The sequence below is a fragment of the Agathobaculum butyriciproducens genome (assembly GCA_003096535.1).
GTDB lineage: Bacteria > Bacillota > Clostridia > Oscillospirales > Butyricicoccaceae > Agathobaculum > Agathobaculum butyriciproducens.
Map to the genome: position 1 here is coordinate 1 of QEKJ01000049.1, position 1,848 is coordinate 1,848.

Below are 1,848 nucleotides of genomic sequence, written 5' to 3' on the forward strand. Positions count from 1 at the left end.
GCTTTGAGATCGTCCTGCATGATCTGCTCAAACAGCGACAGGACGAACTCGGACTTGTCCGGCAGAGGGTCTTTGCCGTCATCAGCATAGCCTTTTTCCATATCCAGTGCATTGATGCGTACTGCGGACGAACCGGAAATGTCGATCATGCTGCCGCCGAAAGCACCGACCATCGGTGTAAACTCACCCTCCGGGTCGAGCACCAGCACATCATCGTGCGTGGACAGCAGCACATAAGCGATTTCCTGTTTAACAGAGAAAGACTTGCCTGCACCGGATACGCCCAGTCGGATGCAGTTACCATTCAGCAGGTTTGCGCGGTTGGCTACAATCAAATTACCCGAAACGGCGTTGTTACCATAGCAGATGCCACCCATCTGCTGAATTTCCTGCGCAGAAAACGGCGTAAGGATAGAAACATTGTCAGTAATAAGCGTGCGCTGCTGCTGTACGCTGCGCAGGCCATACGGCAGAACGGTATCCAGACCGATGTCCTGCTGATAGGCTAATTTCGTGAGGTTGCAGCCGAAACCGCTTGCAATTTCCTGCAAGCTCTCGGTGTCTGCATTTAACTGCTCCAGCGTTTTTGCGGAGTGTACGATGGTGATGGTGGTCAGCATCAAACGCTGGTCATGCTCGGTAATATCGTCCATGTAGTCAGCAACAACCTTGCGCATTTGCTGGAACTCATACGGGATTTCGGCCGCAAAATTATTATTGTTGTTCTGTCGCTGCTGCCAGCGTCCAATATCGGATTCGACACGCAGTGCAAGACCGTTGAGCAGCTTGTGTGCTTCTTGGGTGTTGACCGGCTCGATGTCCATAGACAGCATCATCTGCCGCGGCAGTCCCATGAGGTCGTGGATCAGTTCATCGGACAGGCGCGATGCGAACTCCTCGATGAAGAGCACGCGCATAAAGCCTTGATCGGTTTGGATATAATCTTTATGATAACGCAGTGCCAGAGGACAGAAAACATCAGCAATGTTCTGCCCGCGCGCAATCATTTCGTCCAGATCTGCCTTTGTCATGCGGTGATCTGGGCGAAAAAAGTCGTGCAGAATACGGAAACGACTGCTGTTGTCCTGTAAGCGGATAGAGGACGCAAGGCGCTGCATACCGATGCTCAGGCTTTTGCCGGCACGACCAAAAAACTGCCGGGCATCGGCAATGTTCTTGCGCTTGGCAGTGAGGGTCATAAATTTCTGTTGCACGATGCCGTTACTGCCCTGCGCCTTGGACATAATCACCTGATTCAGTTCTGCGCGGTATTTATCCATACCGTCATGCTGCTTGCGCAGGAACAGAGTTCCTGCGTTGGCTTCCTTGTCGAATAGACTGTTTACCAGCGTAACTTTCATACGGCTGTCTGCCGCAAGGCCGTTCAACACACGCCCCCAGCTGTCCAGAATGGTGCGCTGATCGTCCAGACTGGCTACGGCATAGTTAATATCGGAAAACGACCATGTCTGGCTGAATTCGTTGTTGCCGACCTGCCAGATTGAGTCCGGAAATACGCGCTTAACAGGAATAAGCTGCTGCACGCTGCGCGGCAGGCGTACCGGCTTTGTGGTTTTCTCTTGCTTTTCTTTTTTCTCTTTAATTGGTTTGGTTTTGCTCATTCTGTTCTACCTCGTTACTGTGTTCACTGATTTTCTGCTTTGTTTTCTTGCGGCTCCTGCCGCTTTTCGATTGCTCTTCCGGCGTAAACTGCGCATAGAAGTTAGCGGAACGGTATACATACCAGCCGTTATGCATAAACATCGTGCGCAGCCATGAAAGAGCGAATTTTTCAAAGGGCAGACCATGAAAGGACACAAAGCCGATTGCTGCCGGAATTGCCGCCGC

At 51.6% G+C, this 1,848-nt stretch carries 2 protein-coding genes; both read right to left on the reverse strand.

The genetic code is table 11. From position 1 onward, the window contains the following. Nucleotides 1-1,622 (reverse strand): VirB4-like conjugal transfer ATPase, CD1110 family (locus C7386_RS13170; protein WP_116705733.1); only part of this gene is annotated, 1,622 nt, incomplete at its 3' end. Beyond that, on the reverse strand, nt 1,600-1,848 hold a 249-nt coding region (locus C7386_RS13570; protein WP_165815562.1), incomplete at its 5' end, for a PrgI family protein. The genes C7386_RS13570 and C7386_RS13170, both read right to left, overlap by 23 nt.